General features: G+C 66.3%; 29 protein-coding genes and 1 pseudogene. 15 read left to right on the top strand and 15 right to left on the bottom strand.

The window, feature by feature from the left end; all coding sequences use genetic code 11:
• Nucleotides 1-5: 5 nt before the first annotated feature.
• Nucleotides 6-1,081 (top strand): annotated as a pseudogene (gene ruvB, locus EAG14_RS19085) (Holliday junction branch migration DNA helicase RuvB).
• 76 nt (nucleotides 1,082-1,157) lie between these two features.
• Here the strand turns inward: ruvB and EAG14_RS19080 are convergent.
• The 6 genes from EAG14_RS19080 to EAG14_RS19055 all read right to left on the bottom strand — a co-directional run bounded on the left by EAG14_RS19080 (nucleotide 1,158) and on the right by EAG14_RS19055 (nucleotide 5,898).
• Complete coding sequence (locus tag EAG14_RS19080) at nucleotides 1,158-2,327, bottom strand: DSD1 family PLP-dependent enzyme (protein ID WP_099742936.1); 1,170 nt, start codon at nucleotides 2,325-2,327, stop codon at nucleotides 1,158-1,160.
• Complete coding sequence (locus tag EAG14_RS19075; protein WP_099657750.1) at nucleotides 2,311-2,949, bottom strand: histidine phosphatase family protein; 639 nt, start codon at nucleotides 2,947-2,949, stop codon at nucleotides 2,311-2,313. The genes EAG14_RS19080 and EAG14_RS19075 overlap by 17 nt, the downstream gene beginning before the upstream one ends.
• A gap of 7 nt (nucleotides 2,950-2,956) precedes the next feature.
• Nucleotides 2,957-3,571, bottom strand: coding sequence for a DUF4136 domain-containing protein (locus EAG14_RS19070; protein ID WP_121729816.1), 615 nt, complete (start codon nucleotides 3,569-3,571; stop codon nucleotides 2,957-2,959).
• 142 nt (nucleotides 3,572-3,713) lie between these two features.
• Complete coding sequence (gene ttcA, locus EAG14_RS19065) at nucleotides 3,714-4,688, bottom strand: tRNA 2-thiocytidine(32) synthetase TtcA (RefSeq protein WP_240456847.1); 975 nt, start codon at nucleotides 4,686-4,688, stop codon at nucleotides 3,714-3,716.
• A gap of 4 nt (nucleotides 4,689-4,692) precedes the next feature.
• Nucleotides 4,693-5,076, bottom strand: coding sequence for a dihydroneopterin aldolase (locus EAG14_RS19060; RefSeq protein ID WP_199173473.1), 384 nt, complete (start codon nucleotides 5,074-5,076; stop codon nucleotides 4,693-4,695).
• A gap of 36 nt (nucleotides 5,077-5,112) precedes the next feature.
• Nucleotides 5,113-5,898 (bottom strand): SDR family oxidoreductase, encoded by a 786-nt coding sequence (locus EAG14_RS19055; RefSeq protein WP_121729815.1) that lies wholly within the window; start codon nucleotides 5,896-5,898, stop codon nucleotides 5,113-5,115.
• 10 nt (nucleotides 5,899-5,908) lie between these two features.
• Between EAG14_RS19055 and EAG14_RS19050 the strand changes: the two genes are divergently transcribed.
• The 11 genes from EAG14_RS19050 (at nucleotide 5,909) to EAG14_RS19000 (ending at nucleotide 17,071) form a co-directional block, all read left to right on the top strand.
• Nucleotides 5,909-7,027 (top strand): class I SAM-dependent methyltransferase, encoded by a 1,119-nt coding sequence (locus tag EAG14_RS19050; protein WP_121729814.1) that lies wholly within the window; start codon nucleotides 5,909-5,911, stop codon nucleotides 7,025-7,027.
• 153 nt (nucleotides 7,028-7,180) lie between these two features.
• Nucleotides 7,181-8,155 (top strand): tripartite tricarboxylate transporter substrate binding protein, encoded by a 975-nt coding sequence (locus EAG14_RS19045; RefSeq protein ID WP_121729813.1) that lies wholly within the window; start codon nucleotides 7,181-7,183, stop codon nucleotides 8,153-8,155.
• Between the two features lie 13 nt (nucleotides 8,156-8,168).
• Nucleotides 8,169-10,577: a hypothetical protein gene (locus EAG14_RS19040; RefSeq protein ID WP_121729812.1), complete on the top strand. Its 2,409-nt coding sequence runs from the start codon at nucleotides 8,169-8,171 to the stop codon at nucleotides 10,575-10,577.
• 272 nt (nucleotides 10,578-10,849) lie between these two features.
• Nucleotides 10,850-11,746: a TauD/TfdA family dioxygenase gene (locus EAG14_RS19035; protein ID WP_099657757.1), complete on the top strand. Its 897-nt coding sequence runs from the start codon at nucleotides 10,850-10,852 to the stop codon at nucleotides 11,744-11,746.
• A gap of 118 nt (nucleotides 11,747-11,864) precedes the next feature.
• Nucleotides 11,865-12,911 carry an ABC transporter substrate-binding protein gene (locus EAG14_RS19030; RefSeq protein ID WP_099742945.1) on the top strand — a complete coding sequence of 349 codons (1,047 nt, stop codon included), beginning with the start codon at nucleotides 11,865-11,867 and terminating at the stop codon, nucleotides 12,909-12,911.
• Between the two features lie 3 nt (nucleotides 12,912-12,914).
• Complete coding sequence (locus EAG14_RS19025; RefSeq protein WP_121729811.1) at nucleotides 12,915-13,931, top strand: ABC transporter substrate-binding protein; 1,017 nt, start codon at nucleotides 12,915-12,917, stop codon at nucleotides 13,929-13,931.
• Nucleotide 13,932: 1 nt separating this feature from the next.
• Nucleotides 13,933-14,805 carry an ABC transporter ATP-binding protein gene (locus EAG14_RS19020; RefSeq protein WP_121729810.1) on the top strand — a complete coding sequence of 291 codons (873 nt, stop codon included), beginning with the start codon at nucleotides 13,933-13,935 and terminating at the stop codon, nucleotides 14,803-14,805.
• Nucleotides 14,802-15,701, top strand: a complete 900-nt coding sequence (locus EAG14_RS19015) for an ABC transporter permease (protein WP_121729809.1) — start codon at nucleotides 14,802-14,804, stop codon at nucleotides 15,699-15,701. The genes EAG14_RS19020 and EAG14_RS19015 overlap by 4 nt, the downstream gene beginning before the upstream one ends.
• Before the next feature lie 50 nt (nucleotides 15,702-15,751).
• Entirely contained in the window at nucleotides 15,752-15,946 is a 195-nt protein-coding gene (locus tag EAG14_RS19010; protein ID WP_099657761.1) for a DUF2905 domain-containing protein, read from the top strand.
• A gap of 79 nt (nucleotides 15,947-16,025) precedes the next feature.
• Entirely contained in the window at nucleotides 16,026-16,460 is a 435-nt protein-coding gene (gene trxC, locus EAG14_RS19005; protein WP_099742948.1) for a thioredoxin TrxC, read from the top strand.
• Between the two features lie 152 nt (nucleotides 16,461-16,612).
• A complete protein-coding gene (locus tag EAG14_RS19000; RefSeq protein WP_099742949.1) occupies nucleotides 16,613-17,071 on the top strand; it encodes a hypothetical protein in 459 nt (152 codons plus the stop codon).
• Between the two features lie 150 nt (nucleotides 17,072-17,221).
• Here the strand turns inward: EAG14_RS19000 and EAG14_RS18995 are convergent, their stop codons facing one another.
• Genes EAG14_RS18995 through EAG14_RS18980 form a run of 4 tightly spaced genes read right to left on the bottom strand, consistent with a single transcriptional unit; the run spans nucleotide 17,222 to nucleotide 19,665 of the window.
• Entirely contained in the window at nucleotides 17,222-17,698 is a 477-nt protein-coding gene (locus EAG14_RS18995) for a DoxX family protein (RefSeq protein ID WP_121729807.1), read from the bottom strand.
• A gap of 11 nt (nucleotides 17,699-17,709) precedes the next feature.
• The gene (locus EAG14_RS18990; RefSeq protein WP_121729806.1) at nucleotides 17,710-18,474 is read right to left on the bottom strand and encodes a DNA-binding domain-containing protein; all 765 of its coding nucleotides are present in this window, start codon (nucleotides 18,472-18,474) and stop codon (nucleotides 17,710-17,712) included.
• Entirely contained in the window at nucleotides 18,465-19,337 is an 873-nt protein-coding gene (locus EAG14_RS18985; RefSeq protein ID WP_121729805.1) for a DUF692 domain-containing protein, read from the bottom strand. Before EAG14_RS18985 ends, EAG14_RS18990 begins: the two co-directional genes overlap by 10 nt.
• A gap of 34 nt (nucleotides 19,338-19,371) precedes the next feature.
• Nucleotides 19,372-19,665, bottom strand: a complete 294-nt coding sequence (locus EAG14_RS18980) for a DUF2282 domain-containing protein (RefSeq protein ID WP_099742953.1) — start codon at nucleotides 19,663-19,665, stop codon at nucleotides 19,372-19,374.
• A 201-nt stretch (nucleotides 19,666-19,866) separates the two neighbouring features.
• On the opposite strand from EAG14_RS18980, the gene EAG14_RS18975 reads away from it, so the two are divergent.
• Nucleotides 19,867-20,451, top strand: a complete 585-nt coding sequence (locus EAG14_RS18975; RefSeq protein ID WP_099657768.1) for a sigma-70 family RNA polymerase sigma factor — start codon at nucleotides 19,867-19,869, stop codon at nucleotides 20,449-20,451.
• A 60-nt stretch (nucleotides 20,452-20,511) separates the two neighbouring features.
• Nucleotides 20,512-21,153: an NrsF family protein gene (locus tag EAG14_RS18970; protein ID WP_121729804.1), complete on the top strand. Its 642-nt coding sequence runs from the start codon at nucleotides 20,512-20,514 to the stop codon at nucleotides 21,151-21,153.
• Nucleotides 21,154-21,295: 142 nt separating this feature from the next.
• Here EAG14_RS18970 and EAG14_RS18965 read toward each other — a convergent pair whose 3' ends face one another.
• Entirely contained in the window at nucleotides 21,296-21,748 is a 453-nt protein-coding gene (locus EAG14_RS18965; RefSeq protein WP_121729803.1) for a GNAT family N-acetyltransferase, read from the bottom strand.
• Nucleotides 21,745-23,043: a multifunctional CCA addition/repair protein gene (locus EAG14_RS18960; RefSeq protein ID WP_121730557.1), complete on the bottom strand. Its 1,299-nt coding sequence runs from the start codon at nucleotides 23,041-23,043 to the stop codon at nucleotides 21,745-21,747. Before EAG14_RS18960 ends, EAG14_RS18965 begins: the two co-directional genes overlap by 4 nt.
• A gap of 45 nt (nucleotides 23,044-23,088) precedes the next feature.
• On the opposite strand from EAG14_RS18960, the gene EAG14_RS18955 reads away from it, so the two are divergent.
• Nucleotides 23,089-23,550, top strand: a complete 462-nt coding sequence (locus EAG14_RS18955; protein ID WP_121729802.1) for a hypothetical protein — start codon at nucleotides 23,089-23,091, stop codon at nucleotides 23,548-23,550.
• Between the two features lie 14 nt (nucleotides 23,551-23,564).
• Here EAG14_RS18955 and EAG14_RS18950 read toward each other — a convergent pair whose 3' ends face one another.
• The 3 genes from EAG14_RS18950 to EAG14_RS18940 all read right to left on the bottom strand — a co-directional run bounded on the left by EAG14_RS18950 (nucleotide 23,565) and on the right by EAG14_RS18940 (nucleotide 25,295).
• On the bottom strand, nucleotides 23,565-23,873 hold the full coding sequence (locus EAG14_RS18950) for an NIPSNAP family protein (RefSeq protein WP_121729801.1): 309 nt from the start codon (nucleotides 23,871-23,873) through the stop codon (nucleotides 23,565-23,567).
• Between the two features lie 4 nt (nucleotides 23,874-23,877).
• Nucleotides 23,878-24,570, bottom strand: coding sequence for a glutathione S-transferase family protein (locus EAG14_RS18945; RefSeq protein ID WP_121729800.1), 693 nt, complete (start codon nucleotides 24,568-24,570; stop codon nucleotides 23,878-23,880).
• 152 nt (nucleotides 24,571-24,722) lie between these two features.
• Nucleotides 24,723-25,295: a 5-formyltetrahydrofolate cyclo-ligase gene (locus EAG14_RS18940; RefSeq protein WP_099742959.1), complete on the bottom strand. Its 573-nt coding sequence runs from the start codon at nucleotides 25,293-25,295 to the stop codon at nucleotides 24,723-24,725.
• Between the last annotated feature and the right edge of the window lie 4 nt (nucleotides 25,296-25,299).

The following is a 25,299-nucleotide window of genomic DNA, read 5'->3' as shown; positions in this document are numbered from 1 at the left end:
TTTGCATGACCATCCAGACCGACGACTTCGCCCCAGTTCCTGCCAAACGCGTGGTTTCCGCCGCGCCTACCTCCCCTCAAGAGGAGGCGCTGGAGAGGGCGCTGCGCCCCAAGCTGCTGCAGGAGTACGTCGGCCAGGCCAAGGCGCGCGAGCAACTGGAGATCTTCATCGGTGCCGCCCGCAAGCGTGGTGAGGCGCTGGACCATGTGCTCTTGTTCGGCCCGCCTGGGCTGGGCAAGACCACGCTCAGCCACATCATTGCGGCGGAGCTGGGTGTGAATCTGCGCCAGACCAGTGGTCCGGTGTTGGAAAAGCCGAAAGATCTGGCGGCACTGCTCACCAATCTGGAAAAGAATGACGTTCTCTTCATCGACGAGATCCACCGCCTGTCGCCCGTGGTGGAGGAAATCCTCTACCCTGCGCTGGAGGACTACCAGATCGACATCATGATCGGCGAGGGCCCTGCGGCGCGCAGTATCAAGCTCGACCTGCAGCCTTTTACCTTGGTGGGGGCCACCACGCGGGCGGGCATGCTCACCAATCCGTTGCGTGACCGCTTTGGCATCGTGGCGCGGCTGGAGTTTTATACCCCGAGGAATTGGCGCGCATCGTCAAGCGCAGCGCCGGGCTGCTCGGCGCGCCCATGGACGATGAGGGTGGCTTTGAGATCGCCCGCCGCTCACGTGGCACGCCACGGATTGCCAACCGGCTGTTGCGCCGCGTTCGGGACTACGCCGAGGTCAAGGGCGATGGCCGCATCACCGTCGATATTGCCAACCGTGCCCTGGCCATGCTGGACGTGGACCCACAGGGCTTCGATGTGATGGACCGCAAGCTGCTGGAGGCGGTGATTCACCGCTTCGATGGCGGGCCTGTGGGGCTCGACAACATCGCGGCGAGCATTGGCGAAGAGGCTGGCACCATCGAAGACGTGATTGAACCTTACCTCATCCAACAAGGCTATTTGCAGCGCACGCCCCGCGGGCGCATTGCCACACTGGCGGCTTTTCGGCATCTGGGGGTTTCGCCTCCAGCGTCAGGGGGTTATGGGCTGTTTGATGGGGCACCGGGCGCTGCCTGACAACGTTGGGCCTGAGGCAGTCGCCCAGGAGGCCGCGCGGAGCCTTCCATTCTGAACGGGCAAGGCCAAGCGCCTTTCAGGTCAGCGCACCCCGCGCATCCACACGGATGATGCGCTCCACCGTTCCCAGCCCCAACCCACCCCGCACCCCGATCATGAAATCGTACAGATTCACCGTGGGGTCGCAGTGTCCGGGGATCAGCCACAGCATGCGGCCCAGGGCGGGTAGGCGGGCTTTGTCACCTTCTGCATACAGCAGGCCGTGCTCGTCACCGCCATTGGCGTAGCGCAGCGCACGGCCGGTCGATAGTTGGCCCACGGTGGGCAGGCCTGAGTCGATGGCGTGGCTCTTGTGGCCTGCGTCGCACACGGCGTGGCTGTCTCGCGCCGAAATCACCTGGGTCTTGACGAACAGGGCGTGCTCAAACGCGGGTTGGGCGGGCTCGCGTTCGTTGCGGGCGTAGTCGGCGTCCATGAAGAGGAACGACCCCGCCTGCAGTTCGCCATACACGCCGCTGGCCGCTTCGTGTACCAGGGTGCCGGTGCCAGAGCCCGTGACCAGCGGAACGGGCAGCCCCGCTGCGACGATCAGGTCGCGCGTGTGGGCTGCCTGTTGCACCACCTGGGCGATGGCTTCGCGCCGCTCTGCGGCGGTGGCCAGGTGTTGGGCGCGGCCGTGGTAGGCCTGCAGGCCAGCGAAGCGCAGCCTTGGGTGCCGGGCCACGGCCAAAGCCAGGGCCACGGCGCTTTCACCGGGGGGTACGCCGCAGCGGCCCTGGCCCACATCGATTTCAACCAGCACGTCCATGCCTGCCTCGCTGCCCGAAAGGGCGATGGCCTCTGCCAGACGCTCAATGCCTTCGGTGCTGTCCACACACACGGCCAGGCGCCCACCACGGCTGGCCAGTGCTGCGGCCAGCCGCGCTGCGCGGTGCAGCTTGGGCATGGCAATCACTTCGTTGGTGATGGTGATGTCCAGCACGCCTCCGGCCGCCATGGCTTCGGCCTCCGACACCTTTTGCACACACACGCCCTGCGCACCGGCCTGTTGCATCAACAAGGCCAGCTCGGCGCTTTTGTGCATCTTGGCGTGGGGCCGCCAGCGCACCTGGTGCTTGCGGGCAAACTCGGCCATGCGCTGGATGTTGCGGTCCATCGCGTCCAGGTCAATGACGAGTGCTGGGGTGTCGATCTGGTCGACACGCTGGCCGATGAGAGAGGTCAGGGCTTCAGGTGTGGCTTTCATCGCGTGCAGCTTGGTCCAGGTGCTGTGTGTCGGCCCAGCCCACCAGGCTGAGGCCGTCGGGCGTCCACAGCAGGCGGTTGATGGCGGCGTTGCCCAGCAGCCAGGTGCGTGGGGCTTGGATGTCTTGGCGGGTGGCGGCGCGGTACAGCACGTCCAGCACACCGCCGTGCGCTACCAGCACGATCTGCCCGCCCAGGTGCTGGGCGGCGATCTCGTGCGTGGTGGCTGTGATGCGTTCGCGCAGGGCGATCAGCGATTCGCCATCCTGCGGGGCAAAGTCTGGGTCGCGCTTGCGCCAGCGGTGGGCTTGCTCTGGGGCCTTGGCCTCCAGCTCTGCAAACGTGTGGCCTTGCAGCACGCCAAAGCTGCGCTCGCGCAGCCCCTGGTGGGCGGTGAGGGGGGCCCGGGTGGTCTCTGCAATGGCGCTGGCGGTGACCCAGGCGCGCTGCAGGTCGCTGCTGTAGATGGCGTCGATGGGCTCATCGGCCAGCGCCAGGGCGGCCTGGCGCGCCTGCCACAGGCCGGTGTCGTTGAGCGGGATGTCCAGGTGCCCTTGCAAGCGGGTGTCCACGTTCCAGGCGGTTTCCCCGTGGCGGATGGCGATGATGCGGGTGGCTTCCATGCAAAGGTCAGGGTTGGGTCGGGAGGGGAATGCGCACTTGGCGCGGGCCTTGGGGGGGCTGCGGAAACCCATTGAGCGCTGCGTCAAACAGCACGCCGTACACGGCCGGGTCAGACACCCACACATCTTCGTGCACGGCAGAGGTTTCATACACCACGGCCTGGGTGCTGGCGTCGCGCATCACAATGCTCACGGCGCGGCGGTGCAGGGGAGAGGGCTCGCCCAGGTTCCACATGCCGCGCATGCCCCAGCCGCCACGGCCGCCGTACCAGCCCCAGCCGCCAAACGCCCAGCCGGGGCCGTCATAAAAAGGATCACGGCGGGGGGTGAAGCCGGCCTGTGCGCCCAGCTGCACCACCCACTGCCCACCGGCGTCGTCACGCGCCAAGCCCGCGCGCGCCAGGGCCTGCTCGGCCAGCGCAAGAATGGGGTCAAATGACGCATCTTGCTGTGATGGCAGGCGCTCCAGCCGGTACGTCATGGGTTGCTGTGCGCTGGCGGTGGCGGGCAGCTGCGAGAAGCTGCGCACATCGCCCTCCACCACGCGGTGGGTGGCGCACCCTCCCAGCAAGGTCGCCATGCCCAGCAGCACGGCGTATTTTTTCCAAGACGAAGCGGTCATGTGAAGTCTCCTGAAACGTTGGCAGTGGACGGCTGCAGTGCAGCGCGTTGGCTGGGGTGGCCTTCAGGTTGGAGTGGGCTGCCTGGCTGGGGTTCAAAAGGGGTGGGGCGGGGCGCGTTGCAGGCGGATCGTCCGGGAGGACTCAGCCGATGTGCACCACCTGCAACCCCGGCAGCGCTGGGGGTGCAGAAAACTCTTCCTTGTCAAACGCCTTGTCGCCGTCTTCGTTGGCAATGCCCGTGGCCTTGGCGTTCTTGAAGTCGTAGAGGCTGCCGTCCAGCAGGTGCGAGGGCACCACATTCTGCAGGGCATTGAACATGTTCTCGACCCGGCCAGGGAAGCGTTTTTCCCACTCGCGCAGCATCTCGCCCACCTGCTTGCGCTGCAGGTTTTCCTGGCTGCCGCACAGGTTGCACGGGATGATGGGGAAGTTGCGGTGCGCGGCCCAGCGGGTGGTGTCCTTTTCGGCCACGTAGGCCAGCGGGCGGATCACCACATGCTTGCCGTCGTCGCTGACCAGCTTGGGCGGCATGCTCTTCATCTTGCCGCCAAAGAACATGTTGAGCAGCAGCGTCTGCAGGATGTCATCGCGGTGGTGGCCCAGGGCGATCTTGGTGGCACCCAGCTCGTCGGCCACACGGTACAGAATGCCTCGGCGCAAGCGGCTGCACAGGCTGCAGGTGGTCTTGCCCTCGGGGATCAGCTTCTTGACGATGCTGTAGGTGTCTTCGTTCTCGATGTGGAACGGCACACCGGTGCTGGCCAGGTACTCGGGCAGCACATGCTCGGGGAAGCCGGGCTGCTTCTGGTCCAGGTTCACCGCCACCAAGTCAAAGTGGATGGGCGCGCGGGCCTTGAGCTTGAGCAGGATGTCCAGCAGCGCGTAGCTGTCCTTGCCGCCCGACATGCACACCATGACCTTGTCGCCTTCTTCAATCATGTTGAAGTCGACGATGGCCTTGCCGACCTCGCGGCACAGGCGCTTTTCGAGCTTGTGGGTTTCGCGTTCGATTTTCAGCCGGGCCGCGTTGGCCGTGGGCTCTTGGGGGGCTTCGACCTCGTCGGTCCAGCCGCTGTGGGTAGAGGAGGGGTTGGGGTTGTTGATCACTGCGTTCATAGGTTTACCACTGCCCCGTTTCCATGCGAATCGCCACTTCGCAGTCGTCAAAAATTTCCAGCTTGGCGATCTTCACGCGCACGCCCAGCACGCCGGGCAGTTGCATCAGGCGGTTGGCCAGCTTGCCGATCAGGCTCTCGAGCAGGTTCACGTGCTCAGCGGTGCACTCGTCAATGATGATCTGGCGCACACGCCGGTAGTCCAGCACATGGCCAATGTCATCGTCGCGCGGGGCCAGGGGCTGCACGCCCAGGCTGAGTTCGGCGTCGACCTGGATGGGTTGCGGGTCGGTTTTCTCGTGGTCGAGGATGCCCAGGTTGGCATCAAAGCGCAAACCGGTGAGCGTCAGGATTTGCGTGCCTGTCATCTGGGAGGGGGCTTGTGTCATGGTGGGGGCTCGTTCTTTCTGTGTGCGGGCAGGGGCTCACATCAGGGAGAAGTCGCGTTCAAATTTCATCAGGTGCTGGCCACCGTCCACCAGCAGCGTGGTGCCGGTGATGGAGCGGTTCTCCAGCGCAAACTTCACCGTGGCGGCGACGTCTTCGGGGGTGGACGAGCGGCCCAGCGGGCTCAAGGCATGCAACTGGGCAAACTTATCGTCGCTGAGCATGTGGCTGGTCAGCGTGAGGCCCGGGGCCACGCCCACCACGCGCACGCGCGGGGCCAGCGCCATCGCCAGCATGGTGCCCGCCGCCTCCAGCGCCGCTTTCGAGAGCGTGTAGCTCATGAAGTCGGGGTTCTGGTTCCACAGCTTTTGGTCCAGCAGGTTGACCACGGCGCCTTGCGCGTCGGCGTCTCCTGCCGCGGCGCGGTCGGCCACATGCTGGTGCAGGGCCTGGGCCAGCAGCACGGGCGTGGCGGTGTTGCTGCGCAGGTGCTTTTCCAGCGTGGCAAAGCCCAGGGTGTGGACGGTGTCGTGCTCGAACAGCGATGCGCTGTTGACCACGGCGTCCAGTTGGCCAAAGTGGGCGATCACCCGGGGCACCAGGCCGCGCACGGCAGCCTCGTCTTCAAAATTTGCATCAAAATGGGCGCTGGCGCCCGTCAAATCAGCGCAAGCAGCTACGGTATCGATAGCGTCCTGCGCCGAGGTGCGGTAGTGCACCGCCACCTGCCAGCCGCCCGCCGCCAGCGCCAGGGCAATGCTGCGGCCCAGACGCTTGGCAGCGCCGGTGACCAGAACGGTGCGTGGACGGGAGGTGGGGGACATGTGGTGGACAATGCGGGCCGTGACCCAAAGACCCGACAGTTTAACGACCGCCCTGCACCAGCACATCACCCAGGCCATTGCCGCCGAGGGTGGGTGGCTGGGTTTTGACCGCTTCATGCAGCTCGCCTTGTACACGCCCGGCCTGGGCTACTACGCCAACGATTCCACCAAATTCGGCGCCATGCCCGAGTCGGGCAGCGACTTTGTGACCGCCCCTGAGCTCACGCCCCTGTTCGGCCAGACGCTGGCCATGCAGGTGGGCGAGGCCCTCGCGCAAACCGGCACCGACGAAGTCTGGGAGTTTGGCGCAGGCTCTGGCGCCCTGGCGCTGCAGTTGCTGGATGCGCTGGGCGACCAGGTGCAGCGCTACACCATCGTCGATCTGTCAGGCAGCCTGCGCGCGCGCCAGCAGGCCAAGCTGGTGGCGCATGCCCACAAGCTGCGCTGGGTGGATGCCTTGCCCGACCAATTCAGCGGCGTGGTGGTGGGCAACGAAGTGCTGGACGCCATGCCCGTGCAACTGCTGGCGCGACACGGCGGTCAGCAAAGTGGGGTGTGGCACGAGCGCGGCGTGGCGGTGGCCGAGGACGGCCGCTTCGCCTGGGCCGACCGCCCCACCGACCTGCGCCCGCCCATAGCCATCGAAGGTCCGCAAGACTACCTGACCGAAATCCACGCCCAGGGCGAAGGCTTCATCCGCATGCTGGCCGATCGGCTCACGCGCGGCGCCGCGTTCTTGCTGGACTACGGCTTTGGCGAAGACGAGTACTACCACCCCCAGCGCCACATGGGCACGGTGATGTGCCACCAGGGCCATCTGGCCGACGGCGACCCGCTGGTGGAAGTGGGCCGCAAGGACATCACCGCCCACGTCAACTTCACCGCCATGGCGCTGGCCGCACAAGAGGCAGGGCTGCACGTGCTGGGCTACACCACGCAGGCGCACTTCCTCATCAACTGCGGATTGCTATCAAAAATGGAGCTGCTTGCGCAAGCGGAACGTGCCACAGCGGCCAAATTGATCATGGAACATGAGATGGGCGAGCTGTTCAAGGTGCTCGCCCTGGGCGCGGGCGACGCATGGGAGCCCGTGGGGTTTGTGCACGGGGATCGGTCACACCGATTGTAGGCAAAGCGCCCGCTGGGGCGCTGGACTGGGGCGCCGTTCATATCTGCCCAGCGCATAAGGTTCTGCGAGAAGCTTCGTTGCCGGGCCATCGGGTGGTGCCTAGCCTTGAGGGCTTCTTGCTCTCACGGCCGGGGTGCTCTCCTCGGTGTTGCCATGCGCGTTTTGCTCCACCCCTTTCTTTCGCTGTGCCTGCTGGCCAGTGCGGCCCTGGCGCCTTTGGCCCACGCCGAAAGCTATCCGAACAAGCCCGTCCGCGTGGTGGTGCACAACACCCCCGGCAGCGCGCTCGACATCGTGGCGCGGCGCGTGGGTGCCCGCCTGGCCGACCAGTGGGGCCAGCCCGTGGTGGTGGACAACCGCGCAGGGGCGGGCGGCGTGATTGCCACTGACGCCGTGGCCAAGGCAGCACCCGATGGCTACACGCTGCTGGCCGGGGCCGACGGCCCCATCACGATCCTGCCCACGCTGGCCGCCAGCCTGCCCTATGACCCCCGCCGTGATCTGGTGCCGGTGGTGTCCTTGGGTGAGACAGACTTCCTGCTCGTGGCCCACCCCAAGACCGGCTTCAAGACGGTGGCCGACTTTGTGCGCGCGGCCAAGACCCGCCCGGGGCAATACAACTACGCCTCGGCTGGCAACGGCAGCCCCCAGCACTTTGCGGCAGAGCTGCTCAAGCAGCAGGCGGGCATCTACGTCACCCACATTCCGTACCGGGGCGGCCCGGTGGGCCTGGCCGATGTGGTGGCGGGGCAGGTGGATGTGATGTTCATTGCCGTGGGCCCCGCTTTGGCCCATGTGCAGGCCGGGCGCCTGGTGGCCCTGGCCAGCGGTGGCGAGGCGCGCCACCCGTTGCTGCCCCATGTGCCGACCCTGTCCGAGACCTATCCTGGCCTGCGCGCAGGCACCTGGTTTGGCCTGTTTGCCCCGGCCGCCACCCCGCCCGGCGTGCTGGAGGCCTTGGGTGCCGAGGTCGCCAAGGTGCTGGCCGATCCCCGCGTGCGCAGCGACCTGGCCGCGCAAGGCATCCGGGCCACCGGCTACCCGCAAGGCCGCTTCACAGCGTTTGTGAGCCAGGAATCGGGCAAGTACGCCACCCTGGTCAAGTCCGCCGGTATCCGGGCCGAGTGAGCAGGGCTGCGCAATGACTACCCCCGTCTTTCCCCCGCTGCAACACGACCCTGCCATTGCCGCCGCAGGCGCGCACTACGCCCCCGCCGGGCTGTACGCATACAGCAAATCCCTGCCGTTCATTGGCCGCGTCACCTGCAACGTGACCGAGATCGAAGCGGGTAGCTGGCAGGAAATCGTCCTGGACTACGAGGTGGGCGCCTCGGGGGTTGCGGACGGCGCCTGGATCAAGGCCACCTTCAAGTTCTACTCGGACTGGGCCCTGTTCCAGACCTCCGACCCCACGGGCGCAAACTTCATCAGCGCCGAATACCAGGCGGGGCCGCTGTTGCCGGGGCAAAGCCCGGCATCGGTGCAGTCCCTGGCCGTGCGGTTTGACCAGAAAGGGCACGAGCGGCCCTACCAGAAGGCCGTCATCGTGGACGTGGTGGATGGCTACCTGAACGCGGGTGACCACATCATCATCCGCCTGGGGGACCGCCGCCGGGGCGGGCCGGGCACGCGGGTGCAGACCTTTGTGGAAGACGCCTTCCACGTGCGGTTCTATGTGGACCCGCTGGGCACGTCGCGCTTTGTGGCGGTGCCGGAGGACGTGGTGATCCGCGTCTCGCACGGCCCGGCGTCACAGCTCTTTGTGAATGCGCCGCGCTATGCGCAACCCGGTGCGCCCCTGCCGCTGCGCATTTCGGCGCTGGACCGCTGGGGCAACATCGTGCGCCACTGGGCACAGCCCTTGGTGCTGCGGGTATTGAAGGAAGGCGCTTTGGTGCAAGAGCTGCCGTTGGCCTTTGACGCTGACCGTTGGGCCAGCACCGGCCTGGCGGGCGACCAGGCATTGCGCCTGCCCGAGGGCCGCTACGAGCTGCAAGCGCACCTGCCCGGCGCACCGCAGGTGCCTGTGGCGCAGTTCACGGTGGATGTGTCTGCCGCCTTCCCGACAGCCCGGCCCTTGTATGCCGACCTGCATGTGCACGCCCACGACACCGTCGGCACCAACAGCCCGGCCTACAACGCCGCCTATGCCCGCGAGATCGGCGGGGTGGACATCTTTGGCTACACCGCCAACGATTTCCAGATCACCGACGCGAACTGGCAAACCGGCCTGCAGGCCGTGCAAGCCGCCAACCAGCCCGGCGAATTTGTGGCCTACGCGGTGCAAGAGTGGTGCGGCAGCTCCACCGCGGGCGGGGACCACAACGTGGTGTTTTTGGGCGAGGAGCGCCCCGGCTTTCCGCACAACGCCGAGGGCGAGCACAACCGCACCTTTGTGTGGAACGAAGACATGAAGGGCACGGGCGTGCACCTGGGCCGCTGGCCCGTGCAAGAGCTGTGGGCCGCGTACGCGGACGATGCGGAAAACCATCTGGTCATGCCCCACGTGGGTGGGCGCCGCTACATCCCTGACTGGCACCACCCGCAGCTGGAGCGGCTGGTAGAGATTGCCTCCACCTGGGGGCACTTTGGCTGGCTGTACCAGGACGTGATCCGGCGCGGCTACCAACTGGGCGTGGCCGCCAGCAGCGACGAGCACCGGGGCCGCCCCGGCGGCGGAGCGCCCGGTGTGCAGGTGTTTGGCGTGCATGGCGGGCTGACCGGCGTGCTGGCCGATCAGCTGGACCGCGCCAGCGTGGGCCGCGCCCTGCGCGCACGCCACACCTGGGCCACAACCGGCGAGCATGCGGCCGCCATCACCCGTGTGGGCGAACACCGCCAGGGCGACGCCTTTGACTGGCAGGGCGAGGCGCCCGTGCACTACCAGTTCCTGGGGCAAAGCGGGTGGGAGTATCTGGCGGCCTACGACCACACGGGCCGCATCTGGGAGCGCGATCTGCACCGCGAACTGGGCTACTCCGAGCGGCGCATTCGCCTGCGCTGGGGCGGCGCCCGCATCCCTGACCGCTACCGCTGGGCCGCCTGGCAAGGCCGCATCCAGGTTTTGGGCGGCACGGTGCTGGGCTTTCGCAGCCATGGCTTTGAGCATGCCGAAGAATCTGCCTGGCGCGCCGGCCCCACCGAGCTGGGCTTTCGCAGCGACACCTATGGCGATGCCGATGGCATCGAGATCGAAGTCAGCCGCCTGGCAGACCTGCGCATCGTTGTCAGCGGCACCATCGACAGCTTCGTCAAGGTGGGCGATCCGCTGCAGCCCAACCCATTCGTGCACCGCCCGGACTTTCACTGGGAAGTCTCAGGCGCTGATCTGCTGCAGGCCGGGCGCTTGCAACTGGACCTGGGCGGCACCGAGCTGTTCGTGGCCCTGGAGCGCCTGACCGATGCGCCCTTGCCCCAGTCTGTGGAGGGCGTGGTTGCGGTGGCGCCGCAGAACGCGCCCTTTGGCTTCAGGCCTGTGTACTTCCACGGGCGCCAGCGCAACGACAGCAAGGCCTGGTCTTCCGCGCATTTCATCCGTTTCAAAGAGTGAGCGCATCTCAAAAAACTCCCCTGGCGTTGTTGTCCCGTCTTGTCGTACCGCTTGTACTGCCTGCGACGGAACGCCTAGCCAGGGCCGCTTCGCTGAGTTTTTTGAGCCGCTTTCAGCGCGGCACGGGCGTGGCGCTCGGATGATTTGGTTTTAAACAACCAAATATTTATTCGTTTTGGTTATGGCGATCGCTCCGTACAGTAAAGGTCAGTCCCGTTTCATTGGTTCATCCACGGCGCCCCACCGGTTCGCCGATTTCCAGGTTTTGATGTATGTCCGCTGTCCTGACCCCCACCGCTGCGCCATCTCGCTCCACCTCGCCCATCACCATCGCTCCGCTGGGCGATGTGCTGGGCGCCGAAGTCATTGGGCTGGACCTGTCCCGCCCGCTGGCGGCTGAAGACTTTGCCCGCATCCACCGCGCGCACCTGGAGCACCACGTGCTGGTGTTCCGCGACCAGCACATCACGCCAGCCCAGCAGGTCGATTTCAGCCGCCGCTTTGGTCCGCTGCAAATCCATGTGCTGAGCCAGTTTGCGCTGGCCGGGCACCCCGAGATCCTCATCATCTCCAACATCAAAGAGCACGGCCAGCCCATCGGCCTGGGCGACGCCGGGCACTTCTGGCACTCGGACCTTTCGTACGTGGAAAAGCCCAGCCTGGGCTCCATGCTGCATGCGCAGGAGCTGCCCGCCGAGGGCGGCGACACGCTGTTTGCCAATCAGCACCTGGCCTGGGACAGGCTGCCCGAGCACCTCAAGACTGCTGTGCAGGGTCTGCGCGCCGAGCACACCTACCTGGCCCGCTACGAAGAGCTGCGTGCCCGCAACCCGTGGCGCCCCGCGCTCACGCAAGAGCAGATCGACAAGGTCCGGCCCGTGGTGCACCCCGTGGTGCGCACCCACCCTGAAAACGGCCGCAAGGCGCTGTTTGTGAGCGAGCATTTCACCACCCGCATCGTCGGCATCCCCGAGGACGAAAGCCGTGACCTGCTGGGCCAGTTGTTTGCCCACAGCACGCAGCCCGCGCTGCAGTACCGCCATGCCTGGCAGCCGGGGGACATGGTGTTCTGGGACAACCGCTCCGTCACCCACCTGGCTGCAGGCACGCCCGAGCACCTGCGCCGCAAGCTCTACCGCACCACCATCGAAGGCTCTGTGCCTTATTGACCCACACAGTTGCCCGTTGACGCGCCCGCCGATGTGGCAGGCGCCCCCATGTGATCAACCCCGCCGTTGTGCCTGGCAGAGCCCAGGCGAGCCGCTGCATTTTTTGGAGAAACCCACCATGACCTTTGCCTTCCTCCCCTCCCGCCGCCGCTGGGCGCGTCGCACCACCGCTTTGCTGGCCGGGGCCAGTCTGCTGGCTGCGGGCCTGTCCTTCTCTGCCGCCGCACGGGCCGAGGGGCAGCTGCGCATTGCCGAGCAGTTCGGCATCGTGTACCTGCTGCTCAACGTGGCCCAAGAACAAAAGCTCATCGAAAAGCATGGCCGGGAAGCGGGGGTGGACGTGAAGGTGGACTGGGTCAAGCTCTCGGGCGGCTCGGCCGTCAACGATGCGCTGCTGTCCGGCTCCATCGACATCGCCGGGGCGGGCGTGGGGCCGCTGCTCACGCTGTGGGACCGCACCCATGGCAAGCAGAACGTGCGCGGCGTGGCCTCGCTGGGCAACTTTCCGTATTACCTGGTCAGCAACAACCCCAACGTGAAGTCGATCGCTGACTTCACCGACAAAGACCGCATTGCACTGCCTGCCGTGGGCGTGTCGGTGCAGTCGCGTGTGCTGCAGCTCGCATCGGCCAAGCTGTGGGGCGACAAGGAGTTTGCGCGCCTGGACAAGATCAGCGTGGCCGTGCCGCACCCCGAAGCGGCGGCGGCCATCATCAAGGGCGGCACCGAAATCACCGGCCACTTTGGCAACCCGCCGTTCCAGGAGCAGGAGCTGGCAGGCAACCCCAACGCGCGCATCGTGCTCAAGTCCTACGACGTGCTGGGCGGCCCGGCATCGGCCACCGTGCTCTACGCCACCGAGAAATTCCGCAAAGAGAACCCCAAGACCTACAAAGCCTTCATCGGCGCCTTGACCGAGGCCGCGCAGTTCACCGCCGCCAACCCCGAGAAGGCGGCCGACATCTACATCAAGGTGGCCAACGCCAAGATCGACCGGGACTTCCTCGTCAAGATCATCAAGAACCCCGAAGTGCAGTTCAAGATCGCCCCGCAAAACACTTTTGCATTGGCCGACTTCATGCACCGCGTAGGGGCCATCAAAAACAAGCCTGCGTCGTTCAAGGATTACTTTTTTGACGATGCGCATGTCGCCTCTGGGAGCTGATCCATGGCGCAGTCTTTGAACCGTTGGGTGCGCCGTGGCCTGTGGGCCTGCGTGGCGGCCCTGGCCGCGACAGCGACCGTCGCCCAGGCGGAAGGCCGTATCCGCGTGGCGCAGCAATTTGGCATTGGCTACCTGCTGCTCGATGTGGTGCGCGAGCAGCAGCTCATCGAAAAGCAAGGCAAGCAACTGGGGGTGGAGGTGCAGGTCGAATGGGCGCAGCTCTCAGGCGCCACGGTCATGAACGAAGCCTTGCTGGCCGGATCGCTCGACATCGTCTCTGCGGGCATCCCCCCGGCCCTGGTGCTGTGGGACCGCACACGCGGCAAGCAAAACGTGAAGGTGGTGGCGTCGCTGGGTTCGTTGCCCAATTACCTGCTCACCAACAACCCCAACGTGCGCAGCCTCAAGGACTTGAGCGACAAGGACCGCATTGCCGTGCCCGCAGCGGGTGTGGGTTTTCAGTCGCGCACCCTGCAGATTGAAACCGCCCGCCAGTTTGGCGCTGCCGACTTCAAGCGCTTTGACACCATCTCGGTCAGCTTGCCGCACCCCGATGCCACTGCGGCGCTCATCAAGGGTGGCTCCGAGGTCAACACCCATTTCTCGAGCGCGCCGTTTTACTACCAGGCGCTGGAGAACAAGCAGGTGCGCAAGGTGCTGAGCTCGTACGACATTCTGGGCGGACCGGCCACGTTTAATGTGCTCTACACCACCCAGAAGTTCCACGACGAGAACCCCAAGACCTACAAGGCGTTCTACAACGCGCTGGTCGAGGCCGAGCAGTTCGTCAAGGCCAACAAAGCCAAGGCGGCCGAGGTGTTCATCCGTGTGCAACAGTCCAAGCTATCCCCAGACTTGGTGCGCCGCATTGTGGAAGACCCTGAAAACGACTTCACGGTGACTCCACAGCGCACTTTCGTTTACGCCGACGAGCTGCAGAAGCTGGGCGTCATCAAGAACCGCGCCACTTCATGGAAAGACTATTTCTTTGAAGAGGCGCATGCATCGCCAGGGAGCTGACATGGCCACCATCACCCATTTGCCCGGTGTCACCACTGCCCAGTCTGCGCCGCCAGGGCCTGCCAACCCACTGCTGCAGGTGGACAACGTGAGCCTGGAGTACCGCACGCCGCAATCGGTGGTGCGCGCCACGCACCGCGTGAGCTTTGATGTGTACCAGGCCGACCGCTTCGTGTTGCTGGGTGCATCGGGCTGCGGCAAGTCCACGCTGCTCAAGTCGGTGGCGGGGTTCATTGCCCCGGCTGAGGGCGAGATCCGCCTGGGCGGCCAGGTGGTGCGGGGCCCGGGGCCGGACCGCATCGTGGTGTTCCAGGAGTTCGATCAGTTGCCCCCGTGGAAGACGGTGGTGCAGAACGTGGTGTTTCCGCTGCTCGCCTCGCGCACCCTGGGGCGGGCCGAGGCCCGCGAGCGTGCCTTGCACTACCTGGACAAGGTGGGCCTGGCGAAGTTTGCCGATGCCTATCCGCATCAGCTCTCGGGTGGCATGAAGCAGCGCGTGGCCATTGCCCGCGCCCTGGCCATGCAGCCCCAGGTGCTGCTGATGGACGAGCCCTTTGCTGCGCTCGACGCCCTGACCCGCCGCAAGATGCAAGAGGAATTGCTGGCGCTGTGGGAGGAGGTACGCTTCACGCTGCTGTTCGTCACCCACTCCATCGAAGAGGCCCTGGTGGTGGGCAACCGCATCGGTCTGCTCTCGCCCCACCCAGGGCGGGTGCGGGCCGAGATCAACAGCCACGCCTTTGGCCTGCACAGCGCGGGCAGCCCCGAGTTTCAGGCGGCGGCGCAGCGCATCCACCATTTGCTGTTTGAGGGGGATACCCCGGCTGTGGCGCCTGCCGCAGCCCCGGCCGAGCCCTGGAGGAAATCTGCATGAGCGCCGCCCCAGGAAATGCAGCCCTCATCGGCGGCCTGCAGCCGCCGGTGCGGCCTGAATACGAACGCCCGCTGGAGCCCCTGACCGGCGTGGCACCGCAGCGCCCGCTGCCCTGGGCGGTGCGCCTGTGGCAACAGGGCTGGCTGCGCAAGACGGCCATCTTGTTGGTGTTGGCCCTGGTGTGGGAGCTGCTCGCGCGCTGGCAGGACAACGACCTGCTGCTGCCCACCTTCATGGCCACGGCCCGTGCGTTTGTCGATGGCATCGCCACAGGCGAACTGCTGGGCAAGGCGGCGCTGTCGCTGGGTGTGCTGCTGCAGGGCTACTTGGCGGGCATCGTGGCAGCCTTTGTGCTCACGACGCTGGCCGTGTCCACCCAGATCGGGCGCGACCTTTTGGCCACGCTCACGGCCATGTTCAACCCCTTGCCAGCCATTGCCTTGCTGCCACTGGCGCTGCTGTGGTTTGGCCTGGGCCAGGGCAGCCTGGTGTTTGTGCTGGTCCATTCGGTGCTGTGGCCGCTGGCGCTCAACACCTATGCAGGGTTTCAGGCCGTGCCTGAGACTTTGCGCATGGCCGGGCGCAACTATGGCCTGCGGGGTGTACCGTATGTGCTGCAAATTCTCGTGCCTGCCGCGCTGCCGTCCATCCTGTCGGGGCTCAAGATTGGCTGGGCATTTGCCTGGCGCACGCTGATTGCGGCCGAGCTGGTGTTTGGCGCATCTTCGGGCAAGGGCGGGCTCGGTTGGTACATCTTCCAGAACCGCAACGAGCTGTACACCGACAAGGTGTTTGCAGGCCTGGCCACGGTGATTGCCATTGGCCTGCTGGTGGAGAACCTGGGCTTTCATGCGCTGGAGCGGGTGACGGTGCGCCGCTGGGGCGTGCAGCGCTGAGAGTCTGTCCGACGTGGTGACGCAAGGCGGCGCAGCCCTACACTCGCACCATGCTCCGTTGGCTTATCGTTGTCTTTCTCGCCCTGGTGTTGATCAATGGCTTCTCGCCCTGGTTGCAGCGCATGGGGCTGGGCCGCTTGCCGGGCGACTGGCGGTTTCGGCTCTTTGGGCGTGACTGGTACATCCCGTTGGCCAGCACCTTGCTGCTCAGTTTTGTGGCCAGCCTGATTGCCAAGTGGGTGTGAACTGTTGGGTGGGGTTGGTTGAATCGCAAGGGTGTGTCCCCAACTGCGAAGTCAATGCTCTGAGCCCCACGAGAACCCCATGACCGAAGCCCTGCACATCGTCTGCCCCCACTGCCACACCACCAACCGCGTGCAGGCCGCCCAACTGGGCAGCGCGCCCGATTGCGGCAGCTGCCATCGCCCCCTGTTTGCTGGCGCCCCGCTGGAGCTGGATGCCACCAGCTTTGACAAGCATGTGGCGCGCAGCCACATCCCGGTGGTGGTGGACTTCTGGGCCCCCTGGTGCGGCCCCTGCCGCCAAATGGCCCCGGCCTTTGCCCAGGCCGCGCGCGAGCTGGAGCCGCGCGTGCGCCTGGCCAAGCTCAACACCGAAGACCAGCAGGCCATTGCTGCGCGCTATGCCATCCGCAGCATTCCCACCATGGTGATTTTCAAGGGCGGGGCCGAGGTGGCACGCATCTCGGGCGCCTTGGGCGCGGCGGACATTGCCCGTTGGGTGCGCACAGCGGTGTGACATAAATCGCGTTTGGCGAAGGTTTGATGGCGGCGGGTGGCGCAGCGGTGGCTTTGCAGCCCGGCGGCGCCTCTGCCGCCCGTAAGATGGCGCGCTTTGAGTGGCCACTGCGCTGTGGACTGCTCTGCGTCACCCTATCGGACCCATCGACCATGACCCTCTTTCGCACCTTGTTCACCTGGCTGGCCGCTGCGGCACTGGCCGTCATCACGGCCATGTCCCCGGCCTACGCGCAAACGGACAAACCCATCGTCAACCCCTACGGCCAGTTTCTGGCGGGGGACGGACTGAAGCTGGAAATTGCCACCTACCTGGAGAAAAACCAGCACGGCATGAACGACATGCTGGTCAAGATCACCGGCGCGGCCGCTTACGAGGCAGGCATTGATGGCAAGACCTTGCGCTACTCCGCCGAGCCTGCGGGCACGGGCTACAACCTCAAGCGCGATGGGCGCAACCTGATGAGCGTGCGTTCGCCCTACGGCCGTTGGCAGCAGATCGAGGTGTACCTGGCGGGCCGCACCTACCAAGTCACCCCGCGCGAAGAGATGGCCGAGCGTGTGATGCCGTTGCACCTGTTGACGGACTACCGGCAAAACGGCGGCAAGTAAGAGCGGCTAACAAAACCCCCCTGGCGTCGTTGTTCCGTCTTGTCGCACCCCTGTACTGCCTGCGACGGAACGCCTACCCAGGGCCGTTTCGCTGAGTCGTTTTAGCCGCTCTCAATACGTCGCTCTTCATCGGTGGCCACCTTCCGCCCTTCACCGCCGATGCAGTACCCGGGCCAGCGCATGGTCCAGCGCCAGCCACCCACCACCGCGCCCGACCAGGTAGAGCATCAGCCCCGCCCATGACAGGTGTGTAGGCCAAGCGTTGGGGTACACAAAGAGCTGAATCACCAGCGTCATGCCCAGCAGCGCCAGGGCCGACAGGCGCGTGCACAGGCCCAGCAGCAGCAAGGCTGCAAACAAATGCTCTGACACCGTGGCCAGCTGCGCTGCCAGCTCGGGCGGCAGTATCGGCAGCCGGTACTCCTCGCGGAACAGGGCATAGGCCCCGTCGCTGATGGTGAACCAGCCATCGACCTTGGTGCGGGCCGATGCCCAGAAAATGCCCGCCAGCGCCGCACGGGCCACCAGCGCCAGCAGGCTGTGGGGTGTCAGGCGCTGCGCCAATGCCGCCAGGCGGTGGAGCCCGTGTGGCTCGCCGGGCTTTGTCGAGGTGGTGGTGGGGCTCATGGTTTTTCCATTCAATGTGAAGGGGTGGCCAGCGCGCCTGCGTGCAGCAGCAGGGCCATCAGGACGCTCAGGTCGGCGCCGGGCTCGGCGGCCAGGGCCGCGAGGGCCGCGGTCTCCAGCCGGTCGCCGCGTGCGCAGGCGTTCAGGAATGCCGTCCCGGCCGCGGGCAAGGCCGTCCATTGCACAGCGCCCTGCGGGCGCGTGAGCAAACCGCCATCGCCCTGCCACGCAATGTCTGCAGGCAGCGCCAGCCCATTGCGGTGGGCCTGCCACAGCGCAAACGCGGGGTGGGCGGGGCTGTGGTGCCAGCGGGCGGCGGGGTGCGGCCGCAGCGCCATGGTTGCCAAGGTGGATGCGTCTTGTGCTGCCAGCCAGGTGGCATCCAAAGCGTCGGCATCGGCAGCCAGGTGGCTGTCGGTCCAGCAGCGGTCCAGCTGTGCCACATCGGCCAGGTAAGGCAACTCTGCCGCTGGCCCAAAGTGCTCCAAAAAAGTGGCAAAGCCCTCGCCGTAGTGGGTCAGCCGCGCATCCTGCGGCGGGTGGGCCTGGGCGTAGTGGTGCGCGGCAGCGCGAAACCAAGCCTCCCCCACCAGCGCGCACACCGTGGGGTAGTTGGCCTGCAGTGCATCGATGCAGCCTTTGGTGACGGTGTTGCGGTACACCGCAAAGGCAGGGTGCTGCACGACATCAGGCAGTGCCGCACCGCTGTGGGCGCTGGGCGAAGGCGTGTGCCACAGCGCGGCAGCGAATGCGTCTTGAAAGTGGCTCAAACGCATGGGATGGCCTCGGCCGTGGACGCGCCCCGCGTCTGGGGTTTGCGGGCCACCTCGGTCAACATGCCATGTGCGCGGTCGCGCTCGGCCAGCAGTTCGGCCAAGGCGGGCACATGCTCATCCCGCTCAATGAGGGTGGGGCGTGGGCCGGTGCGCGCCAGCACCTGCTGGTACAGCACCCACACGGGCTCGGCCACGGGGGTGTCGTGGCCATCAATCAACAGGTTGGCGCCCAAGGCGGGGTCAGCATGGTGGCCTGCCAGGTGGATCTCGACCACGGCGTGCAGTGGATAGGCGTCCAAATCGCAGGGTTCGCCCAGGTTGTGCGCGCCCAGGTACAGGTTGTTCACATCCAGCAGCAGGCTGCAGCCCGTGCGGCGCACCAGCTCGGCCAGAAAGTCGGGCTCGCTCCAGTCGTGGCCAGGCAGGGGCAGGTAGTGCGTGGGGTTTTCGATGGCAATGGCGCGCCGCAGGGCATCCTGCGTGCGGCCAATGTTGTCGGCCACGCGGGCCAGGGCCTCGTGGGTGCGCGGAAACGGAAGTAAATCAGGGTGGTAGGTGCCGCGCCAGGCCGACCAGGCCAGGTGCTCTGACACCAGCACCGGCTCGATGCGCTGCACCAGGGCGGCCAGCCGCGCCAGGTGCGCTGCGTCGGGCGGTGCATCGGCCGCCAGCGACAGCGACACGCCGTGCAGCGAGATGGGGTGGCGGGCCCGGATGGCCTGCAGCCAGGCCAGGCGTGGGCCGCCGTCGGCCAGGTAGTTCTCGGGGTGCACCTCCCACCACAGGCCGGGGGCGGCGCACTGCAGTGCTTCATCAAAGTGCTGGGGCTTGAGGGACAAGCCCGCCGTCAGTGCGCGTGCCATGGCGTGGGTGAGGTTGGCGGTGCGAGGGGGCTGGTCAGGACTTCATGGGCATGAGCGAGCCCATGCCCTTGGGCGTCTTGATGCTGGCGCAGGTGCCTGCTGGCACAAACTTCCAGGCGTTGGCCTGGTAGTCCACCTTGGAGGTGCCTGCGCAGGTGGTACCAGGGCCGGCGGCGCAGTCGTTCTTGCCAGCCATCGACACGCCGTAGCACTTCTCCATGGCGGGCTTGGCGCCATCCATGGGGGCTGCGGTGTTTTGGGCCAAGGCGGCGCCAGAGACCAGGGCGGTGAGGGCCAGTGCGCCCAGGGTGATGTTGCGAGATGTCATGGTGATGGCTCCTGAAGGTGGGTTGAAAAAATCCAGACCGTTTGCCGCATGCCGTGACAGCATGTGGGCGTCGATCTGCGTTGTAATTCGCGCTGTGGCGGCGCCGGGTTACACCAGCGGCCATAAAAAACCGGAAGGTATTTTTTCGACCTGCTGTAACCGGCGGGGCTGCGGCTGCGAATACCCCGTCATGGAGAACGCATGGAGATAGAAGAACAGCTTCGAACGCTGCTGCTGCTCGGGTTGGCGGCCGATGCGGCGGCGTACCAGCGGTTTTTGAAACAGCTGAGTGCGCACCTGCGGGCGTTTTTGCGCCGCCGCCTGGCCCAGCGCCCTGACGAGGTGGAGGACCTGGTGCAAGAAACCTTGCTGGCCATACACAACCAGCGCCACACCTACCGCCCCGAGATGCCGGTGACGGCCTGGGCGCACGCGATTGCGCGCTACAAGCTCATCGACTGGCTGCGCTCGCACCGCGTGAAAGAGGCGCTGAACGACCCGCTGGACGATGCCAGCGAGTTGTTTGCCAGCACCGACAGCGAGGCCGCACTGGCCAAGCGCGACCTGGGCCAATTGCTGCAGACGCTGCCCGACCGCCAGCGCCTGCCCATCGTGCATGTGAAGCTGGAGGGGCTGTCGGTGGTTGAAACCGCGCAGCTCACCGGCATGTCGGAGTCCGCAGTGAAAGTCGGCGTGCACCGGGGGCTCAAGGCCCTGGCCGCCAAGATTAGAAACATGGCTTACGCCAACCAGGGCACCAGCCCATCGTTGGGTGCCGCAGACTGACTGTCGCAGCGCCTGGCCAGCACGGGCACTCTGATTTGCACAAGTCCCAAGGGGAATGACATGAAGACCGATGAATGGATTGAGATGCTGGCCGCGGGTGCCGCCCCCGTGCCAGCGCACGCGCTGGAGCGACGCTTTGGCAGCGCCGTGGTTGCGGGCCTGGGGGGCGCCGTGGTGTTGATGCTGCTGGTGTTTGGCCTGCGGCCCGACCTGGCGCAGACGGCGGCGCTGCCCATGTTCTGGGGCAAGCTGGCGTTTGCTGCGGCCCTGGCGGTGCCCGGTGTGTGGGCGCTGCAGCGCTTGGCGCGCCCCGGCGCGCGGTGGGTGGGCCTGGCGTGGACGTTGGCCTTGCCCGTGGCCCTGCTGTGGGCCATGGCCGCCTGGGCCTTGTTGCACCAGGCCCCGGCAGACCGCTGGGCCCTGGTGCTGGGCAGCACTTGGCGCACCTGCCCGTTCAACATTGCGTTGCTGTCGGTGCCTGCGTTCATTGCCAGCTTTTGGGCCCTGCGCGGGGCCGCGCCCACGCAGCTGGCCTGGGCTGGCGCGGGGGCGGGCCTGCTGGCGGGGGCCTTGGGGGCGCTGGTGTATGCGCTGCACTGCCCCGAAATGGCCACGCCGTTTTTAGCGGTGTGGTACGTGGCGGGTATGGCCATGCCGACCGCGCTGGGCGCAGTGTTGGGGCCGCGTTTGCTGCGCTGGTAACCACGGGGCTGGGCGTTTAGAGCGGCTCACAAAACTCAGCAAAGCGGCCCTAGCTAAGGCTCTGGCTAAGCGTTTCGCCGCAGGCTTTACAGGCGCACGACAAGGCGAGACAACGACGCCAGGGGAGTTTGGTGAGTCGCTCTCAGCCCACCCGGCGGGTGTAGGCCCGAAACACCGTGTCCAGCTCCCAGCCCATGGCCTCGTACAGCGCCTGCGCGGCGTGGTTGGTGTGCGCCGTGGTCAGGTCCATGCGCACACGCCCTTGCCTGCGGGCATGGTCTTCGGCGGCCAGCAGCAGGAAGCGCCCGGCGCCCTGGCCCCGGGCCGAAGGCGCCACAAACAGGTCGTACAGCACATAGATGGGCGCGGCCTCCACCGAGCAAAAGCTGGGGTACAGCTGGCAAAAGCCCACAGCGGCACCCGCGTCGTCCTGCGCGATCAGGATGACGGATTCGTTGCGCTCCAGGCGCTCGTGGACGAAGCGCTGGGCGGCCGCCAGGTCGGCGAGCTGTTCGTAAAACTGGCGGTAGGCGTCAAACAGCGGTGCAATGGCCGGGGCGTCGGCCAGCGTGGCGGGGCGGATGTGCAGGCTCATGGCTGGGCAGGTGTTTCGGGGGCTTCTGATGTCGGGGTTGGTGGGGTCGGGGCTGGTGTGGCGCGCAGCCACTGCGCTACGGCTTCCACCCGGGCCTGGTGGATCAAATCGCCCACCTGGGGGCCGGTCACGCCTTTGGCCGCCGCCTTGGCCGCAATCTCGCGGGTAATGACGCTTTGCACGGCCGCCAGCACGGCCAGCAGGCGCGGGCGCTGCGGGTAGGCGGCTTCGTCAAAGCCCAGGCGGCCCCGGGCATCGCACTCGCAGGCCAGCAGCACTTCGGCAAAACGCCCGGGCTTGCGGATGGCGTCGCAGCGCTCGAGCAGGCGCACCAGCGGCCCGGCACCCAGGTCGCCGCTGCGGTGGATGTGGCCGTGTTCGCGCGCCACCACCTCGGCGGTCTCGCGGCAGTCCACGGGCACGCGCAGGCGCTCGGCCACGCCTTGCAGCAGCTCGGCACTGCGCTCTTCGTGCCCAATGTGGCGCGGCAGGATGTCGGCGGGCGTGGTGCCTTTGCCCAGGTCGTGCGCCAGGCAGGCAAACCGCACCGTGAGCGGGGCCTGCAGCCGTGCGGCCATGTCCAGCACCATCATCAGGTGCACGCCCGTGTCCACCTCGGGGTGGTGCAGCGGGGGCTGGGGCACGCCCCACAGGCAGGCCACTTCGGGCAGCAGCACCTGCAGTGCGCCGCATGCGCGCAGCACCTCGAACATGCGCGAGGGCTTGTCTTCCATCAGCCCGCGCGCCAGCTCTTGCCACACGCGCTCGGGCACCAGGTGGTCCACCTCGCCCTCGGCCACCATCTCGCGCATCAGCTGCAGGGTCTCAGGCGCCACGGTGAAGTCGTGGTAGCGCGCCGCAAAGCGCGCCACACGCAGGATGCGCACCGGGTCTTCGCGAAAGGCATCGGTCACGTGGCGCAGCACCTTGGCCTGCAGGTCTTGCACGCCGTGGTATGGATCAAATAGCTCGCTAGCGCTTGATGAATAAGCGCTGGCAGCTATTGAATTGATAGTAAGGTCGCGCCGTGACAGGTCTTCGGCCAGCGTCACGTCGGGCGAGCTTTGCACCACAAAGCCCCGGTAGCCGCGCCCGCTCTTGCGCTCGGTCCGTGCCAGGGCGTATTCCTCGCGCGTTTGGGGGTGCAGAAACACCGGAAAATCCCGCCCCACCGGCAGGTAGCCCAGCTCCAGCATCTGCTCGGGCGTGGCCCCCACCACCACCCAGTCGTGGTCATTCACCGGGCGGCCCAGCAGCTTGTCGCGGACGGCGCCGCCTACCATGTAGATTTGCATGGGCATAGTTTAGGGTGGGCCCTCGGTCGTATATTCCAACCCACCATGTCCCTAGCCTCCGACCTCACCATCGCCCAACTCAACCCCGACGGCAGCGTGCCCGTGCCTGCGGCGCCTGACGCTGCAGCCAATGCCGCCGCCGAGGCCCTGCAGCGCGAGGCGCAGTTCGAGGCCCTGCAGGCCAAGGTCGAGGGGTTGCAAGAAATCCTGGCGAAGCCGCTGGCCGACATCCTGGCCGAGCACGACAAATTCAAGGAGGTGGCGGCCGCGTGGGATTCGTTTGGCGCGATGTGGATGCTGTCGCAGCGCGCCATGCGCCGCGTGGCGATGGACCTGGCGGCCCCACAGGGCGTGAGCGAAGAAGAGGTGGTGGCCCGCGCCATGGCCTATGCCAACCAGGTGCTCAATGTCGAAGACGAAGACCTGCGCGGCAGCGTGGCCCCGGCGCAGCTCGCGCACATTGCGCGGCACAAGGCGTTTTTACGCAAGCAGTTTCGCCAGCGCTGACCGCGCGTCCGCTGTCAGGCAAACACCGGCCTGAAAAAGCTCCGTTCGTAGCTCACGATGCAACCGGTTTCCTCGGCGTACCGAAACGCCGCCTGGCAGTCCGCGTCTTGCATGGACCGCTCGCGGTACACCTCGTAGGCCGCGAGGCTGTCAAACGTGAACAGGGCCAGCGCAATGTTGTTGGCGCCTTCGCTGGGCATGAAGTAGCCGTGGTGCTGGCCGCCGAATTTCTCGACCAGGGGAATCCACAGTTTGCCGTAGTGCTCAAACTCTTTCAGTTTGGTGGTATTGAGCACGTAGCGCAGGTAGATGGTGACCGCCATCGGATCACTCCTGGCCAGGGTTCAGGCGGTAGGGTTCCTCGAAGTCGAGAAAGTCCTTCTCGGCCAGGGCCTCGTCGATCCAGGCTTTCACGCCGGGTAGCTCGCGCACACGCTGCACATAGGCGGCGATGGGGGCGGGCAGGGGCAGTGCGTAGGTGTGCAGGCGCATGCACACAGGGGCAAAGTAGGCATCGGCCACCGAGAACGCTCCAAACAGCATGGGGCCGCCGTGTTCTTCCAGCAGCGCGCCCCACATGCCCACCAGGCGGGCCACATCGGCGCGCACGGCGGGCTGGTCGCGCCAGATCAGGGCGCCGGTGTCGGCCAGGTCGGCCTCGATGTTCATGGGGCAGTGGCTGCGCAGGGCGGTGAAGCCGCTGTGCATCTCGGCGCAGATGCTGCGGGCACGTGCGCGGGCCTTGGGTTGGGCGGGCCAGAGTTGCTTGTCGGCCCAGGTCTCGGCCACGTATTCGGCAATGGCCAGGGTGTCCCACACCACCAGGTCACCATCGACCAGCACGGGCACCTTGCCGGTGGGGCTCACGGGGCCCATGGTGCGCTTGAACTCTGAGTCGGCCTCGAAGCTGTCAAAGCGCACGTGCACTTCGTCAAACGCAATGCCCGCCTGCTTGAGCAGCACCCAGGGGCGCATGGACCAGGACGAGTAGTTCTTGTTGCCGATGTAGAGCTTGAGCATGGGGCACCTGCCGATGGAAATCAGGGAAAAGAAAGTCGGACCGCCATGCTAGCGGCAGTGGCGCGCGCCAGCGATGCGAAAAAGCGGCCTGAATGATGCGCAGCGCGCATCACAGGCCATCGTGCTGTTCTGGGCAGGCCTGGGCGAGGGGGTCAGACCGGCCAGACCACGCCGTTGTCGTTCAGGATGGCATCGAGCGGCAGGTCAAACTCCTCGGGCTCGAAGTCGTCCAGGTAGCCGTTGGTGAAACCCAGGCCCACGGTGAAGGGCTTGGGCTGCAGTGTGGCCAGCGTGCGGTCGTAAAAGCCGCCGCCATAGCCCAGCCGGTAGCCACCCGGTGCGTAGCCCACACAGGGCACAAACAGCAGCGTGGGCACGATGACCTCGGTGTCCTTGGGCTTGGGGATGCCGTAGGCGTCCTCTTCCATGGGGCAGCCGGGGTACCAGGCGTGGAAGGTGAGCGTTTTGTGCTGCTTGTTGACCACCGGCAGGCCGATGCGCCGGCGCAGGGGCTCGTCCAGCAGCTCGCCGTCTTCCTTCCAGCGGTGCAGGGCGGGCAGGGGGTCAAACTCGCCCTTGATGGGCCAATAGGCGCCAATCACGGTGTCGGGCCGGTTGACCAGCCAAATGCGCATGACCTGCTGTAACAGGTCGGCCCGTTGTAGGCGATCAGGCAGGTTGAGACGTTCTTCAATCAATGCGCGCCGAAGGGCTGCTTTGTCCATCAGA

The sequence above is a fragment of the Acidovorax sp. 1608163 genome, from assembly GCF_003669015.1.
In the GTDB taxonomy this organism is placed as follows: domain Bacteria; phylum Pseudomonadota; class Gammaproteobacteria; order Burkholderiales; family Burkholderiaceae_C; genus Acidovorax.
This window is presented reverse-complemented; position numbering and strand designations above follow the sequence as displayed.

Bases quoted from the DNA above. Each gene is read 5' to 3' on its own strand.
- EAG14_RS19080 (WP_099742936.1), bottom strand. From the start codon at position 2,327: ATGAAAGCCACACCTGAAGCCCTGACCTCTCTCATCGGCCAGCGTGTC.
- EAG14_RS19075 (WP_099657750.1), bottom strand. From the start codon at position 2,949: ATGGAAGCCACCCGCATCATCGCCATCCGCCACGGGGAAACCGCCTGG.
- EAG14_RS19070 (WP_121729816.1), bottom strand. From the start codon at position 3,571: ATGACCGCTTCGTCTTGGAAAAAATACGCCGTGCTGCTGGGCATGGCG.
- ttcA (WP_240456847.1), bottom strand. From the start codon at position 4,688: ATGAACGCAGTGATCAACAACCCCAACCCCTCCTCTACCCACAGCGGC.
- EAG14_RS19060 (WP_199173473.1), bottom strand. From the start codon at position 5,076: ATGACACAAGCCCCCTCCCAGATGACAGGCACGCAAATCCTGACGCTC.
- EAG14_RS19055 (WP_121729815.1), bottom strand. From the start codon at position 5,898: ATGTCCCCCACCTCCCGTCCACGCACCGTTCTGGTCACCGGCGCTGCC.
- EAG14_RS19050 (WP_121729814.1), top strand. From the start codon at position 5,909: ATGCGGGCCGTGACCCAAAGACCCGACAGTTTAACGACCGCCCTGCAC.
- EAG14_RS19045 (WP_121729813.1), top strand. From the start codon at position 7,181: ATGCGCGTTTTGCTCCACCCCTTTCTTTCGCTGTGCCTGCTGGCCAGT.
- EAG14_RS19040 (WP_121729812.1), top strand. From the start codon at position 8,169: ATGACTACCCCCGTCTTTCCCCCGCTGCAACACGACCCTGCCATTGCC.
- EAG14_RS19035 (WP_099657757.1), top strand. From the start codon at position 10,850: ATGTCCGCTGTCCTGACCCCCACCGCTGCGCCATCTCGCTCCACCTCG.
- EAG14_RS19030 (WP_099742945.1), top strand. From the start codon at position 11,865: ATGACCTTTGCCTTCCTCCCCTCCCGCCGCCGCTGGGCGCGTCGCACC.
- EAG14_RS19025 (WP_121729811.1), top strand. From the start codon at position 12,915: ATGGCGCAGTCTTTGAACCGTTGGGTGCGCCGTGGCCTGTGGGCCTGC.
- EAG14_RS19020 (WP_121729810.1), top strand. From the start codon at position 13,933: ATGGCCACCATCACCCATTTGCCCGGTGTCACCACTGCCCAGTCTGCG.
- EAG14_RS19015 (WP_121729809.1), top strand. From the start codon at position 14,802: ATGAGCGCCGCCCCAGGAAATGCAGCCCTCATCGGCGGCCTGCAGCCG.
- EAG14_RS19010 (WP_099657761.1), top strand. From the start codon at position 15,752: ATGCTCCGTTGGCTTATCGTTGTCTTTCTCGCCCTGGTGTTGATCAAT.
- trxC (WP_099742948.1), top strand. From the start codon at position 16,026: ATGACCGAAGCCCTGCACATCGTCTGCCCCCACTGCCACACCACCAAC.
- EAG14_RS19000 (WP_099742949.1), top strand. From the start codon at position 16,613: ATGACCCTCTTTCGCACCTTGTTCACCTGGCTGGCCGCTGCGGCACTG.
- EAG14_RS18995 (WP_121729807.1), bottom strand. From the start codon at position 17,698: ATGAGCCCCACCACCACCTCGACAAAGCCCGGCGAGCCACACGGGCTC.
- EAG14_RS18990 (WP_121729806.1), bottom strand. From the start codon at position 18,474: ATGCGTTTGAGCCACTTTCAAGACGCATTCGCTGCCGCGCTGTGGCAC.
- EAG14_RS18985 (WP_121729805.1), bottom strand. From the start codon at position 19,337: ATGGCACGCGCACTGACGGCGGGCTTGTCCCTCAAGCCCCAGCACTTT.
- EAG14_RS18980 (WP_099742953.1), bottom strand. From the start codon at position 19,665: ATGACATCTCGCAACATCACCCTGGGCGCACTGGCCCTCACCGCCCTG.
- EAG14_RS18975 (WP_099657768.1), top strand. From the start codon at position 19,867: ATGGAGATAGAAGAACAGCTTCGAACGCTGCTGCTGCTCGGGTTGGCG.
- EAG14_RS18970 (WP_121729804.1), top strand. From the start codon at position 20,512: ATGAAGACCGATGAATGGATTGAGATGCTGGCCGCGGGTGCCGCCCCC.
- EAG14_RS18965 (WP_121729803.1), bottom strand. From the start codon at position 21,748: ATGAGCCTGCACATCCGCCCCGCCACGCTGGCCGACGCCCCGGCCATT.
- EAG14_RS18960 (WP_121730557.1), bottom strand. From the start codon at position 23,043: ATGCAAATCTACATGGTAGGCGGCGCCGTCCGCGACAAGCTGCTGGGC.
- EAG14_RS18955 (WP_121729802.1), top strand. From the start codon at position 23,089: ATGTCCCTAGCCTCCGACCTCACCATCGCCCAACTCAACCCCGACGGC.
- EAG14_RS18950 (WP_121729801.1), bottom strand. From the start codon at position 23,873: ATGGCGGTCACCATCTACCTGCGCTACGTGCTCAATACCACCAAACTG.
- EAG14_RS18945 (WP_121729800.1), bottom strand. From the start codon at position 24,570: ATGCTCAAGCTCTACATCGGCAACAAGAACTACTCGTCCTGGTCCATG.
- EAG14_RS18940 (WP_099742959.1), bottom strand. From the start codon at position 25,295: ATGGACAAAGCAGCCCTTCGGCGCGCATTGATTGAAGAACGTCTCAAC.